Raw genomic sequence first — 13308 nt, forward strand, 5'->3', positions numbered from 1 at the left:
ATCCCAAAATCTGAAAACCGAAGCCTATCATGCGACGAGGCCGGCTGACAGGGGGTACTGCGGCTGCGGCGATCAGTCTTGCAGCAATTGCGCCTTCACGGCATCGAGGATTTCCCCCGACAGGACTTCGTCATCGACGGAACGGGCCAGCACCATGGCACCCACCATGGCGGCAAACGTGGCGATCGCCTGCTGGCGCCGCTCTTGCGGCGCACCGTCGGGCAGCAAGCCCTGCAGCAAGGCAAACTGCTGCTGCGTGGCCCTGGCAAACACGGGACGCGCGCCCGGCGACATGCGCGCCACGTCGACGCCCATGGCTGCCGCCGGACAGCCGCCGCCGGGCTGGTCGCGGTGCCTGGCCGTCAGGTAATTGTCGATGATGGCCGGCAGCGCCCCTTGCGGATCCTGCTCCACGCGGGCGTGCCAGCCTTCCAGCGATTTATCCAGCGCATGCTGGCACGCCTCGATCATCAGGTCTTCCTTCGACGCAAAATGGCCGTAAAAGCCCCCATGCGTGAGGCCTGCGTTCTTCATCAGGTCGGCCACGCCGATGCCGTCGTAACCTTTTTCGCGGAACAACCGTGCCGCCACCTCGACGATGCGCTCGCGGTTCAGCGCCGCCTGTTCTCTGCTCACTTTCATGCTGCCCTCCCACAATAATGTCAACCATCATATAACTTTACACCTGTTTGCGCCACTCTGTTAACAAGCGCACCGTTCGATGCTTGTGCCGCGCCGATACTGGATCTTCGTTTCCACGGAGGCCAGCATGAACGAGAACAAGGACCAGTCCGCCGGCAACTTGCAGCGCAGCATACAACAGGAGCAGGATCAGAAAGACCAGCGGCGCGATGCCGCCAAGCAGGACAAACGGGACAGCAGGCAAGCCGTGCAGACGGGCAGCCGCAACCAGCCGGCGCCGCCCCTGCCCGCCCAGCACCTGGCCAAGCCCGGCATCGAAGCGCAGATGCAGCTCAAGCCCCGTTTCCTGGCCCCCGACTACTGCGGCAGCGGCAAGCTGGCCGGCATGGTGGCCATCATCACGGGCGGCGATTCGGGCATCGGCCGCGCCGTGGCCGTGCTGTACGCGCGCGAAGGGGCGGACGTGGCCATCATTTACCTGAACGAACATGCGGACGCCAACGAAACGAAGCGCTACGTGGAAGCGGAAGGCCAAAGCTGCCTGCTGATCCCCGGCGACGTGCGCGAGCAGGGCTTTTGCCAGCAAGCCGTCAGCCAGGTGATGGAAAAGTTCAGCCATATCGACGTGCTGGTAAACAACGCCGCGTTCCAGGAACATGCGGAGTCCCTGCTGGACCTGAGCGAGGAACGCTTCGACCTGACCATGAAAACCAATGTCTACGGCTACTTTCACATGGCCAAGGCCGTGCTGCCCCATTTGCAGCGGGGCGCGTCCATCATCAACACGGGCTCCGTGACGGGCTTGCAAGGGTCGAAACACTTGCTCGACTATTCCACTACCAAGGGCGCCATCCATGCCTTCACCATGGCGCTGGCCGGCAACCTGCTGGACAAGGGCATCCGCGTCAACGCCATCGCGCCGGGCCCCGTATGGACGCCCCTCAACCCGGCCGACAAATCGCCGGAAGACATCAGGAACTTCGGCGCGGACACGGACATGCACCGCCCGGCCCAACCCGAAGAATTGTCGCCCGCCTACGTTTTCCTGGCCTCGCCCGCCTGTTCCAGCTACATCACGGGCATCGTGCTGCCCGTCACCGGCAAGGTGGGGGAATAGGCGATGGCGCGCGCACTGTGGAAAGGCGCCATCAGCTTCGGCCTCGTGCACATCCCCGTCGAGCTGATCTCCGCCAGCCTCGACCATGAACTGGACCTGTCCATGCTGGACCGGCGCGACTTCGCCCCCATCGGCTACAAGCGCTACAACAAACGGACGGGCAAGGAAGTGGAATGGGACGATATCATCAAGGGCTATGAATACAAGACGGATGCATACGTGGTGCTGTCCGACGAGGATTTAAGGCAAGCCAATGTGAAGGCCACGCAAACCATCGACATCCTCACCTTTGTCGATGCGTCCGAAGTGCCGCTGACGTTTTATGAACACCCGTATTACCTGCTGCCCGCCAAGGGCGGCGAGAAAGTCTATGCGCTGCTGCGCGAAACCTTGCGCAAAGCCAATAAGGTGGGCATCGCCAGCGTAGTCATGCGCACCAAGCAGCATTTGTGCGCGCTCGTCTGCGTGGGCGACGCCATCGTGCTCAACACCCTGCGCTACGCCGATGAGCTGCGTCCCACGGACGACCTGGATTTGCCCGGCAGCACACTGAAAGCGGCGGGCATTTCCGACAAGGAACTCAAGATGGCACTGTCGCTGGTGGAAGGCATGAGCGAGACTTGGCAACCTGAGCAATACCACGACAGCTACCGCGAAGACGTGCTGGCACTGGTCAAGAAGAAAATCAAGGCCAGGCAGACCAAGACCATCACGCCGCCCGCGCCGGCGCCGGAAGAAGAGCACGGCAGCAATGTGATCGACCTGGTCGCCCTGCTGCAGCAAAGCCTGGGCAGGAAGGCGCCCGCCCCACCGCCGCGCAAGCGAGCAGCCAGCGCCGCGGCCCGCAAAGCGCCCCCAGCCAAGCGCAAGGCGGCCTGAAGCACGCCTGCCGGCTGGATGGCCCTGCAAACAACTAAAGACGTTGACTTTGATCATGCTTCTCGCTAGCGTATGCACACAGCCTGCCGCCCGGCAAGCCCAGTCATGCGTGCGGGAACGAAATGGATGCCGAGTTAGATCAGCTTATCCTCAGCGGCGCCCCTGGCGGCGTGGTCGTCACGAGCGAAGACCACGCCGTCGTGCGCTGGACGGCCGGGGCGCAGCGTATCTTCGGCTATGCCGGCGACGAGGCGCTGGGCCGCACGCTGTGGGAACTGATCTCGCTGCCGGGACAGGCCGAGGCGGCCCCGCTGATCGACGAACAACTGGCCTTGCACGGCAGCTACGACCGCGAAGCGCTGCGGCGGCGCAAGGATGGTGAGCTCATCTATGTGGACGTGGCGTGCCAGCCGGCACAGGCCAGAGCGGACGGGCCCCGCTACCTGATTTCCACCATGAAAGATACGACCGTGCTGAGAGCGGCGCGCGACGCCCAGTTTGTCGACGCGCGCTACCGCGTGCTGTTCGAATCGACGCCGGACAGCGTCATCATGGTCAATGCCACGGGCGCCATCGTGCTGGCCAACCAGCAGGCGCAGCGCCTGTTCGGCTACGGGGAAGGCGAATTGAGCGGCAGGCAAATCGATAGCCTGCTGCCGCAGCGCCTGCGCCACGCGCATGTGGCGCACCGCGCGCGCTATTTCGACCAGCCCCGCACGCGCACCATGGGCGCCGACCTGGAATTGCTGGGTTTGCGCAAGGACAATGTCGAATTTCCCGTCGAAATCAGCCTCTCGCCCATCCAGACGGAAATCGGCACCTTCGTCATCAGCGCCATCCGCGACGTCAGCGACCGGCGCCGGGCCGAGCAGAAGTTCCGCGGCCTGCTCGAATCGGCGCCCGATGCCATTGTCATCGTCAACGGCGACGGCGAGATCGTACTCGTCAATTCGCAGACGGAGCGGCTGTTCGGCCACTCGCGCGCGGAGTTGCTGGGGCGCAACGTCGAAGTGCTGATCCCGGCCCGCTACGCGGTCGACCATCCGCACCACCGCCAGGCTTTTTCCGCGGCGCCGCGCGCCCGCTCCATGGGCGCGGGCCTGGAACTGTACGGCTTGCGCCGCGACGGCAGCGAGTTTCCCGTGGAAATCAGCCTGTCGCCGCTGGAAACGGAGGAAGGCGTGCTCGTTTCAGCGGCCATCCGCGACATCACGGAACGCAAGCACATCGAGCACACGCTCAACGAACAGAAGATCGAACTGGAACGGGCCAGCCTGGCCAAGGACCGCTTTCTCACCAGCATGTCGCACGAGCTGCGCACGCCGCTCAACGCCATCCTCGGCTTTGCCCAGCTGCTGGCCAACGAAGCCCTGCCCGCCACCTCGCTGCAAAAACGGGCGTTCGTGCAAAACATCGTCACGTCGGGCCGCCATCTGCTGACCTTGATCAATGAAATCCTCGACCTGGCAAAGATCGAATCAGGCAGCCTGAGCCTGTCGATGGAAGCCGTGGCCCTGCCCCCGCTGATCGAGGAAGTACGCGTGATGGTGGAAGAACAGGCGCTGCAGCGCCAGATCCTGCTGGTCTTTCCCGCTTGCGCGCCGCTGACGGTGAGAGCCGACCATACGCGCCTCAAGCAAGTGCTGCTGAACCTGCTGTCGAACGCCATCAAGTACAACCGCCCGGCCGGCAAGGTGGAGCTGGAAGTCTCGCAGCCCGATGCGCAACGGGTGCGCATCGCCATCCGCGACACGGGCAAGGGCCTGGGCGACGCGCAGATGGCGGAACTGTTCCAGCCATTTAACCGCCTGGGACAGGAGGCGGGCAGCGAGGAAGGCACGGGCATCGGCCTGGTCGTCACCAAGCGCCTGGTCGAATTGATGGGCGGCTGCATGGGCGTGCACAGCTGCCTCGGCGTCGGCAGCGTGTTCTGGATCGAACTGGACACCATGGCCGCGCCATCGTCCAGCCTGCAACCGGAAACGGAAGCGCTGTCCGGACCCGCCGCCGACGCCGGCAACGACGCCGATGGCCAGGCGCTGCTGCTGTACGTGGAAGACAATCCGGCCAGCCTGCGGCTGGTGGAAGACATCGTCAGTTTTCTGCCCCACCTGCGCATGATCGCGGCCACGGACGCGCGCCAGGGCATCGCGCTGGCGCTGGAACACCATCCCGACGTCATCTTGATGGATATCAACCTGCCCGGCATGAATGGCAACCAGGCGCAGCGCATCCTGCGCAACGATACGCGCACGGCGCACATCCCCGTCATCGCGCTGACGGCCAACGCCATGAAGGGCGATATCCGGCATGGCCTGGCCTCGGGATTTTTCCGCTACCTGACCAAACCCGTCGAGATTGCCCAGCTCACCGCGGCCATCGACGAAGCGCTGCAGCTGGCGCGCGCCACCCTGCCCGTCAAGCGGGCGCCGTGAATCCCAGTTTCTGCATGGCCCCGTCGATTCCCCTGGCGCTGCGCGCATAGCCCGCCCATGGGGCATTGCCCACGTCGAGGCGGCTGTGGACATTGCCCACGTTCCACTGGTCGCCCGCCTTCAGCTGGTCGAGCTCATCCCAGGCCAGCGGCACGGAAATGCCCAGCCCGGAACGCGTGCGGGCCGACCACGCGCACACGGTGGTGGCCCCCTTGCCGTTACGTAAATAGTCGATGAATATCTTGCCCACGCGGTTGGCGGGGCCGCTTTTCACGACAAAACGCTCCGGTATCAGCCGGGCCATGTGCGCCACGATGGCTTGCGAAAACGCCTTGACCGTCTCCCAGTCGTGCTTGGGGCGGATCGGCACGACCACGTGCAAGCCCTTGCCGCCGCTGGTTTTCAGCCAGGAGGGCAAGCCCAGCTCCGTCAGGAAGGCGCGCAGCAGCACGGCCGCCTCGCGGATGGCGGGCCAGGCCACGCCCTTGCCCGGGTCCAGGTCGAACACCAGGCGGTTCGGCGTATCGTAGGCGCTGGCCAGCGCGTTTTGCGTGTGAAATTCCACCACATTCCACTGCGCCGCCGACAACAAGCCCTGCACGCTGGCCACTTCCAGCATGGGCGGATGTTCGGGGCCCAAGCTTGCGTCGAGCTGCCGGACGCCGGGCATGGTCGACGTATCCGCATGCTTCTGGAAGAACAGCTCGCCGCCCACGCCGGCCGGCGCGCGCACCAGCGAGACGGGCCGCCCCTTTAAATGCACGAGCATCAGCTTGCCCACCAGCGCGTAATAGCGCACCAGGTCGATCTTCCTGGCGCCGCTGTCCCTGTCGATTACCCGATCCGCGTGGCTGACCTTGAAGCTGGCCGGCAAGACGCTGTCTTCCTCCCCCTCATCGTGCTTGCGCATGGTGTTCTCCTTGCCGTGGTCGATTCGCTGTGGCCGTTCCCGCACGATGGCGGCCGGCCGTTTATCCTCGCGCAAGCCGTGAAACACGGCATGGCGCACTGCCCCGCCGCTGGTCCATTGCGCAAAACTCACTTCGGCCACCAGTTGCGGTCTGACCCACAGGGGCTCGCGCACGCCGCCCGCCTTGCCCGCAAACGGACTCGTCTCGATGGCCAGCGCGTCGAGCCGGCGCCGCAAGTCGCGCAAGGCCGCATCGTCGAAGCCGCTGCCCACATTGCCCGCGTAGCGCAAATCCCCGTGCGCATCGTGCACGCCCAGCAACAGCGAACCGAGCCCTTCGCGCGCGCCCTGCGGCGCCGTATAGCCGCCGATGACGAATTCCTGGCGCAGCCCGCATTTGAGCTTGATCCAGTCGCCGGAACGGCGCGTGGCATAGGGCGAGCCGCGCCGCTTGCCGATCACACCTTCCAGCCCCAGGCGGCAAGCGTGGTCCAGCAGTTGCTGCGGCGCAGCATCAAGCGCCTCGCTGAAGCGCACCAGCGGCGAAGCGGGCAAACTCCGCAGCAGCTGTTCCAGCAAGGCCCTGCGCGCCTCGACAGGCTGGCCCCGCAGATCGTGGCCATCGAAATACGGCACGTCGAACAGGTAATACACGATGTCGCCCGTCGTTTCCCCGTCGAACGCCCGCTGCAGGGCGCCAAAGTCCGGGTGGCCGCTGGCGTCCTGGACGACGATTTCGCCGTCATACCAGCCTGGCGGCAAGCCCAGCTTTTCCAGCGCCTGCCGCAGCGTGGGCAACCTGGCCGTCCAGTCATTGCCGTTGCGCGTGATCAATTTGACCCGTTCGCCATCGCAGCGCGCGAGCAGGCGGTAACCGTCGAACTTCACCTCGAACAGCCACTGCTGGGCATCGGGCGGCGGCGCATCGGCCAGGGTGGCCAGCTGGGGAGCCACGGTGGCGGGCAGCCTGGCCGCTGGCGCTGGCGCCGGCTCGCCGCTCTTCTTGCGCCTGGGCATGGCCTTGTGCGCAACGCTGTCAGCCTGCTCATCGACGACGGAAAATTCCAGGGCGGGCCGGGCAAACCCGTCCTTTTCCTTGATCAGCAGCCAGGCCGGCTGCTTTTCGCTGTGTTGATCCCCCTTGCCTTTCATGCGCACCAGCACCCAGTTGCCCTGCAGCTTGTGGCCGTGCAAGGTGAATTTCAGCTCACCGGCCGCCAGGGCCGCGCGCGCGTCCGGCGTGGCGGGCTGCGGCTGCCACGTGCCCTTGTCCCAGATAATGACCTTGCCTGCGCCATACTGCTTGGCGGGAATCGTGCCTTCAAAACGGGCGTAGGCCAGCGGATGGTCTTCCACCTGCACCGCCATGCGCTTGTCGTGCGGGTCGTAGCTGGGCCCTTTCGGCACGGCCCAGCTTTTCAGCGTGCCGTCCAGTTCCAGGCGGAAATCATAGTGCAGGCGGCTGGCCCAGTGCTTCTGAATCACGAAGGCCAGCGCCCCGCCCGCCTCTTCGCCGCCCTCCGCAGGCTCGGGCGTGACAGCGAAATTGCGCTTCGCTCGATAGGTTTTCAAGGCGGCTTTCATGGCGAACCCATGCGGTGACGATGGCATCGAGTCTAGGCCGCCATGGGCCGTGGCGCCGTACGCCAGCTAACAGAACGCCCCCGGCGCGCGCTGGTCCCGCAAGGCGGTTACGCGACAAGTGTAAGTATTTGTAATTGCCTGTCAACGGTATTGGCGCGCGGCGCGTTTTTGGCTCAGTGACAGGGGAAATGCATCTCCTGAACTACAACCCCACTTCTCGAGGAACTGCACCATGAAAAAAGTAATCGCTACTCTGATCGCCGGCTTGTTCGCTACCGCAGCCTTTGCTCAAACGCCAGCCGTGCCTGCCAAGGCCGAAGCCAAGCACACCAAGGAAGTGGCTAAAGCGGAAGCCAAGGAAACCAAAGCCGTCGTCAAAGCCGATGCCAAAGAAGCCGCCGTCGCTGCCGATGCCAAGGCCGATGTCGCCAGCGCCAAAGCTGACGCAGCCGCCACCAAGGCCAAAGCCCATCACAAAGCGAAAAAAGCCAAAGCCAAGGCTGACGAAGCCAAAACTGAAGCGACCGCAGCAGCAGCCAAATAATCAGTTCCGCGCACTTTTTGCGCCACACAAAAAGACAGCTTCGGCTGTCTTTTTGCATTTTCATGCCCGCATCACGCAGCAACAGCCGATAAAACACCTGATTGTAAGAAAGTGTAAACAAGGTCAACGAACTCAACCTGGGACGCGTTTTATGCTCAGTGACACGGGAATCATCCCGGCACCGACAGACATACCAGACAAACCACCACTGAGGACTGCACCATGAAAAAAGTTATCGCCACCCTGATCGCCGGCCTGTTCGCTACCGCTGCCTTTGCTCAAACGCCAGCAGCTCCGGCAGCGCCCGCCAAAGTGGAAGCAGCCCACACCAAGGCCGTCGTGAAAGCCGACGCCAAGGAAGCGCAAACGGCCGTGAAAGCGGACGCGAAAGAAGCGAAAGCCGTCGTCGCCGCGAAAACGGAAGTCGCCAGCGCCAAAACGGAAGCGGCGGCCACCAAGGCCAAGGCACACCACGCAGCCAAGAAAACCAAGGCCAAGGCAGATGCAAAACTGGCTTCGGCCACCGCGGAAGCCGCACCAGCAGCAGCCAAGTAATCTCCCACACAATCGCTTACCACTCGCCAGGAAAATAAAATGAAAAAAGTTATCGCTACCCTCATCGCCGGCCTGTTCGCTACCGCAGCCTTCGCCCAAACCCCTGCCGCCCCGGCAGCGCCCGCCAAGGCGGAAGCGGCCCACACGAAAGCAGTCGCCAAGGCAGAAGCCAAGGAAACCAAGGCTGTTGTGAAAGCCGATGCGAAAGAAGCGGTTGCCGCCGCCGACGCGAAAGCCGACGTGGCCAGCGCCAAGGCCGACGCCAAAGCCACCAAGGCCAAGGCCCATCACAAGGCAGGCAAGGCCAAGGTCAAAGCGGATGCGGCAAAAGCGGCGGAAACCGCTCCGGCAGCACCGGCAGCGCCAGCGAAGTAAGCGCGAATCCGGCCACGGGAGCGCGTCCGCCGGGTCTGCGCTTGCGTGGCTACCTTCGCCTGCAATACAAAGGACAGCTTCGGCTGTCCTTTTTGCATGCCGGGGCGCCAGATATCGCCTGTTTCGCCGCGCCTTCATGCGAACTTCATCGAACAGGCCAGCTTGCGCGCGACAAAGCGGCGCGCATGGGCGACACTGGCACTCCCGCCATCGCCACGAAAGCTGTCCATGCGCCACCTGCCCTTGTTGCTGCTTGCCGCCCTGTCCCTGCCCTGCGCCGCCGGCGCGCAAGAGGCCCCCGCCACTCTGGCGCAAGTGCTGCAAGCCCAGGACCGCGACAGCCATGGCGACTTGCGCGCCGTCGTCGTGCTGCGCGACGGCGCCATCGTCGCCGAACGCTATTACAACGGCGAGACGGCCGAGACCCTGCACGACATCCGCTCGGCCGGCAAGAGCATCACCGCGCTGCTGGTGGGCGCGGCCGTGGCGCGGGGCCAGCTGGCCACCGGCAAAACGGTGGGCGACTACTGGCCCGACGTGGCGGGCAGTCCCGCGGGCAAGGTGGTGCTCGACGACTTGCTGACCATGCGTTCGGGCCTGGCCGCCTTCGACGAAGACGAACACTCGCCGGGCAATGAAGACAAGCTCGATGAAGCGTCCGACCCCGCCGCCTTCGTGCGCGGCGTGCCGGCCGCCGCGGCGCCAGGCAGCGTCTACCGCTACAACTCGCTGGGGTCCTACATCGCCGGGCGCGTGGTGGAAAACGCCAGCGGCACCGACCTGGAAGCCTACGCCGCCAAGGTATTGTTCGCGCCGCTGGGCATCACGCGCTGGAGCTGGGGCCGCGACGTGGCAAACCACCCGAAAGGCCAGGGCAATTTGTCGCTGCGCGCGCGCGACACGGCAAGAATTGGCCAGCTGGTGCTCGACGACGGCAAGGTTGACGGCCGGCCCGTGATCGATGCGGCATGGATCAAGGCCGCGCTGGCGCCGCGCGTGGCCATCGGCGCCGCGGACCGCTACGCGGACAGCTACGGCTATTTCTGGTACGCGAAGACGCAGGACGTCGGAAGCCGGAAGATTGCCGTGTATTTCGCCTCGGGCAATGGCGGCAACAAGATCTATGTCATCCCCGCGCGCCGCATGGTGGTGAGCGTGGCTTCCAGCGCCTACGGCAAGGGCTACGGGCAGCGCCGTTCGGAAGACATCCTGAAAGCCATTTTGGCCGTGGATGCAACGCAGATGTAAGCGTTTGTAATGACCGTCAACGCAAGCGCTCGGGGCCGCGTTTTATGCTCAGTGACACGGGAATCATCCCGGCACCAACAGACATACCAGACAAACCACCACTGAGGACTGCACCATGAAAAAACGCATTTTCAACCTGAGCGCTACCCTGATCGCCGGCCTGTTCGCAACCGCTGCCTTTGCTCAAACGCCCGCAGCTCCAGCAGCCTCGGTTCCCGCCAAAGTGGAAGCGGCCCACACCAAGGCCGTCGTCAAAGCGGACGCCAAGGAAGCCAAGGCAGTCGTCGCCGCGAAAACGGAAGTAGCCAGCGCCAAAACCGACGCTGCCGCGACCAAGGCCAAGGCCCACCACACGGCGAAAAAAACCAAGGCCAAGGCAGATGCGAAACTGGCATCGGCCACCGCCGAAGCGGCACCAGCCAAGTAATTCCCGCACACTTTACTGACCACACCATACCAAGGAATTCATCATGAAAAAAGTTATCGCTACCCTGATCGCCAGCCTGTTCGCCACCGCCGCTTTCGCCCAGACGCCAGCCGCGCCTGCAGCACCGGCCGCTCCGGCAGCTTCTGCCGCCGCCGTTGCACCAGCAGCCAAGGCTGAAGCGCCAGCCGCCGTCAAACCGGCAGCGCACAAGAAAGCCAAGCACCACAAGGCGAAGAAGGCAGCACCGGCAACGCCAGCAGCTCCGGCCGCAGCGGCAGCTTCCGCACCAGCAGCAGCGCCAGCCAAGTAATCGGCGCCATGCAGGCAAAAAAGACAGGGGTTTCCCTGTCTTTTTTTTCGTCCGCTATTTCGTACTCTCTTTCATCCGCTTATTTCGGCATCAGGACCGTGTCGATGACATTGATCACGCCATTCGATTGGTACACGTCATAGGTGCTGATGTTGGCGCTATTGCCGCTCTCATCCATCACGACGATGTTGTGCATGCCGTTCATGGCGAACATCAGCTTGCCGCCGCTGGCCGTGGGCAAGGTGGCTTTGCCATCGTGCATCTTGATTTCCCGGGCCAGCGCCTTGAAGTCGTACTTGCCGGGCACCACGTGATAGGTGAGGATTTTCGTCAGGGTCGCCTTGCTTTCCGGCTTGACCAGGGTGTCGACGGTGCCAGCCGGCAACTTGCCAAACGCCGCATTCGTCGGCGCGAACACGGTGAACGGGCCCTTGCCTTTCAGGGTATCGACCAGGCCGGCCGCCTTGACGGCTGCGACCAGGGTCGTGTGGTCGGCCGAATTGACGGCATTGTCGACGATGTCCTTGCTGGGATACATGCTCTGGCCGCCCACCATGGTCGTCATGTCGGCGGCAAACGGGGCGCTGGCGGCCAGCATGGATGTGACAAACAGTGCTGCGGGAATAAAGGTGCGCATGATGGTATCTCCTGGATGACTGCGTTTGCATGATTGCAGGAGTACTTACGCGGCCTTGCCGCAAACGGATTCAATTCACTGAAAACAAAAAAAACGGCGCCGTGCAAGCGCACGACGCCGTTTTGACGATGTTCCTTGCCGCGGGCCGGACATGCCAGCCCGCGGTGCCGGAAATCAGTTGGCCGCCACCTGCGGCTCCGTCTCACCCCAGCCGCCGCCCAGGGCGCGGATCAGCGCCACCGTGGTGACGGCGCGGTTGCCGCGCAGCTGCACGGCATTGCGTTCGATGGACGCCAGGTTGCGCTGCGCGTCGAGCAGGTCCAGGTAGCTGGAACGGCCCGCGTCGTACAGCTTTTGCGCCAGGTCGGCCGAACGGCGCGCCGAGACGACGGCTTCGTCGATCTGCTGCGTCTGGCCAGACAGGATGCGCAGGCCGGCCAGGTTGTCTTCCACCTCGGCAAAGGCCACCAGCACGCTCTGGCGATACGTCGCCACCGATTCTTCCAGCTGCGCTTCGCTGCGGCTCACGGCCGCCTTGTTGCGGCCGCCGTCGATGATCGGCATCGACATCAAGGCGCCCAGCAGCCAGGAACGGCTGCTCCACTTGAAGATGTCCGAGAAGGTGTCGGACGCGCCGCCGCCGGATGCATTCAGGGTCAGCGCGGGGAACATGGCCGATTTCGCCACGCCGATGCGGGCATTCGACGCTTCCATGGTGCGCTGCGCCGACGCGATGTCAGGACGGCGCTCCAGCAGCGACGACGGCATGCCGGCCGGGATCACGGGCAGGAAGCCGCTGTCCTGCAACGGGTTGACGGTCGCCGTGAAGCTGGCGGCCGGTTTACCCAGCAGGACGGCCAGCGCATGCTCGCTGGTGGCGCGCTGGCGCTGCAAGCCGATGGCTTCGGCGCGCGTCGTCGACAGCTCCGTGCGGGCACGGGACAGATCGAATTCGCCGATGTCGCCCAGGTCATAGCGGCGCTGGTTCACATGCACGCTTTCCTCGCGCAGGCGCACCGTCTGTTCCAGGGTCGCCAGTTCGGCGTCCGTGGCGCGCAGCTGGAAGTAGGTTTGCGCCACGTCGGCCTGCAGGGACAGCAGCACCGAGCGGTAGGTCGCTTCCACGGCCAGCGCATCGCTGCGCGAGGCGCTGACGTTCGATGCCACGCGGCCGAACAGGTCGACTTCGTAGCTGGCCGTCAGGTTGGCCTGGTAGACATTCGTGGCCGCCACCGGCGCGCCGTTCGGCAAGCCCAGCGACACGGCCGAGGCGCGGTTGCGCTGGCCGCCCACGTTCACGCCCACTTGCGGGATGCGGTCCGCTTCGGCGATGCCGGCAATGGCCCTCGCCTGTTTGACGCGGGCGGCGGCCACGGCCAGGTTGGCATTGGCCTGCGTGGCTTCGTTGATCAGGCTCGTGAGAGCCGGATCATTGAACGCCAGCCACCACTCGCCGCGCGCCTGGCGCTCGGCTGGCACGCCCTGTTTCCAGCGCGTGCCATCGGCTGCCGTCTGCACGGCAGGCGTTTGCGCTTCCTTGAACGCCGCCGGCGTCTCGATCTGCGGCTGCTTGAATTCGGGCGCCGCGCAGGCGGCCAGCAGCACGGCGGCGGCCATCGCGGTCAAGGCCGTGCGCAGCACGGTG

The 13308-nt window shown here is 64.5% G+C and carries 13 protein-coding genes; 9 read left to right on the top strand and 4 right to left on the bottom strand.

What is annotated here, in order from left to right; genetic code table 11:
* Nucleotides 1-72: 72 nt before the first annotated feature.
* Entirely contained in the window at nucleotides 73-642 is a 570-nt protein-coding gene (locus VPH41_RS14015; RefSeq protein ID WP_328570471.1) for a TetR/AcrR family transcriptional regulator, read from the bottom strand.
* Nucleotides 643-769: 127 nt separating this feature from the next.
* Between VPH41_RS14015 and VPH41_RS14020 the strand changes: the two genes are divergently transcribed.
* The 3 genes from VPH41_RS14020 to VPH41_RS14030 all read left to right on the top strand — a co-directional run bounded on the left by VPH41_RS14020 (nucleotide 770) and on the right by VPH41_RS14030 (nucleotide 5073).
* A complete protein-coding gene (locus tag VPH41_RS14020; protein ID WP_328570472.1) occupies nucleotides 770-1759 on the top strand; it encodes an SDR family oxidoreductase in 990 nt (329 codons plus the stop codon).
* A gap of 3 nt (nucleotides 1760-1762) precedes the next feature.
* Nucleotides 1763-2638, top strand: a complete 876-nt coding sequence (gene ku / locus VPH41_RS14025) for a non-homologous end joining protein Ku (protein ID WP_328570473.1) — start codon at nucleotides 1763-1765, stop codon at nucleotides 2636-2638.
* Nucleotides 2639-2760: 122 nt separating this feature from the next.
* Complete coding sequence (locus VPH41_RS14030; RefSeq protein WP_328570474.1) at nucleotides 2761-5073, top strand: PAS domain S-box protein; 2313 nt, start codon at nucleotides 2761-2763, stop codon at nucleotides 5071-5073.
* Here VPH41_RS14030 and ligD read toward each other — a convergent pair.
* Nucleotides 5057-7567 (bottom strand): DNA ligase D, encoded by a 2511-nt coding sequence (gene ligD / locus VPH41_RS14035; protein WP_328570475.1) that lies wholly within the window; start codon nucleotides 7565-7567, stop codon nucleotides 5057-5059. The two genes, VPH41_RS14030 and ligD, sit on opposite strands and share 17 nt — an antisense overlap.
* Nucleotides 7568-7799: 232 nt before the next feature.
* Between ligD and VPH41_RS14040 the strand changes: the two genes are divergently transcribed.
* The 6 genes from VPH41_RS14040 (at nucleotide 7800) to VPH41_RS14065 (ending at nucleotide 11026) form a co-directional block, all read left to right on the top strand.
* Nucleotides 7800-8111 carry a hypothetical protein gene (locus VPH41_RS14040; RefSeq protein WP_077406305.1) on the top strand — a complete coding sequence of 104 codons (312 nt, stop codon included), beginning with the start codon at nucleotides 7800-7802 and terminating at the stop codon, nucleotides 8109-8111.
* A gap of 222 nt (nucleotides 8112-8333) precedes the next feature.
* Complete coding sequence (locus VPH41_RS14045; RefSeq protein ID WP_152257393.1) at nucleotides 8334-8666, top strand: hypothetical protein; 333 nt, start codon at nucleotides 8334-8336, stop codon at nucleotides 8664-8666.
* 39 nt (nucleotides 8667-8705) lie between these two features.
* On the top strand, nucleotides 8706-9041 hold the full coding sequence (locus VPH41_RS14050) for a hypothetical protein (RefSeq protein WP_328570476.1): 336 nt from the start codon (nucleotides 8706-8708) through the stop codon (nucleotides 9039-9041).
* A 228-nt stretch (nucleotides 9042-9269) separates the two neighbouring features.
* Nucleotides 9270-10289 (top strand): serine hydrolase domain-containing protein, encoded by a 1020-nt coding sequence (locus VPH41_RS14055; protein ID WP_328570477.1) that lies wholly within the window; start codon nucleotides 9270-9272, stop codon nucleotides 10287-10289.
* A 115-nt stretch (nucleotides 10290-10404) separates the two neighbouring features.
* Nucleotides 10405-10716, top strand: a complete 312-nt coding sequence (locus VPH41_RS14060; protein ID WP_328570478.1) for a hypothetical protein — start codon at nucleotides 10405-10407, stop codon at nucleotides 10714-10716.
* Between the two features lie 43 nt (nucleotides 10717-10759).
* Nucleotides 10760-11026, top strand: coding sequence for a hypothetical protein (locus VPH41_RS14065; RefSeq protein ID WP_152257397.1), 267 nt, complete (start codon nucleotides 10760-10762; stop codon nucleotides 11024-11026).
* Nucleotides 11027-11105: 79 nt separating this feature from the next.
* Here the strand turns inward: VPH41_RS14065 and VPH41_RS14070 are convergent, their stop codons facing one another.
* Complete coding sequence (locus VPH41_RS14070; RefSeq protein ID WP_442906263.1) at nucleotides 11106-11663, bottom strand: fasciclin domain-containing protein; 558 nt, start codon at nucleotides 11661-11663, stop codon at nucleotides 11106-11108.
* Between the two features lie 174 nt (nucleotides 11664-11837).
* On the bottom strand, nucleotides 11838-13280 hold the full coding sequence (locus VPH41_RS14075; RefSeq protein ID WP_328570531.1) for an efflux transporter outer membrane subunit: 1443 nt from the start codon (nucleotides 13278-13280) through the stop codon (nucleotides 11838-11840).
* Between the last annotated feature and the right edge of the window lie 28 nt (nucleotides 13281-13308).

It is taken from the genome of Janthinobacterium sp. P210006 (assembly GCF_036231885.1).
GTDB lineage: Bacteria > Pseudomonadota > Gammaproteobacteria > Burkholderiales > Burkholderiaceae_D > Janthinobacterium > Janthinobacterium violaceinigrum.